Annotated in this window: 1 protein-coding gene; it reads right to left on the minus strand. The window is 68.9% G+C overall.

Annotated features, from left to right (window positions below; all coding sequences use genetic code 11):
• Positions 1–48: 48 nt before the first annotated feature.
• The coding region (locus tag EN808_RS35640) for a Kazal-type serine protease inhibitor domain-containing protein (protein WP_281041870.1) at positions 49–318 on the minus strand (270 nt) is incomplete at its 5' end.

Below are 318 nucleotides of genomic sequence, written 5' to 3' on the forward strand. Positions count from 1 at the left end.
TGCCGTTCCGAAGGATTGCACGCAAAGCGGACCGCCAACCCCTCCTCCCTAGCACGGCCCTTCGCCGATGATGCGATAGTCCGCCGCGCGGGCCTCGCATGCATTGGGGAAGGTGCGAACCTCGCCGTGACGCCTGGCGCAGACCGGCGCGTATTCGCGGGTGCAGAAGGTCTGCTCGCCACCTGCGCCCTCCCGGCAAGGACGGTCGCGCACGATGCGATAGCCTGCCCGCTCCGCCAGGCAGGCATTGGCGAAGGTCTGGCGGTCGCCGCCGCGCCGTGCGCAGACCGGTTCGTATTGCATGGTGCAGAACTGCGG

The sequence above is a fragment of the Mesorhizobium sp. M8A.F.Ca.ET.165.01.1.1 genome (assembly GCF_004792065.1).
Classification (GTDB): Bacteria; Pseudomonadota; Alphaproteobacteria; order Rhizobiales; family Rhizobiaceae; genus Mesorhizobium.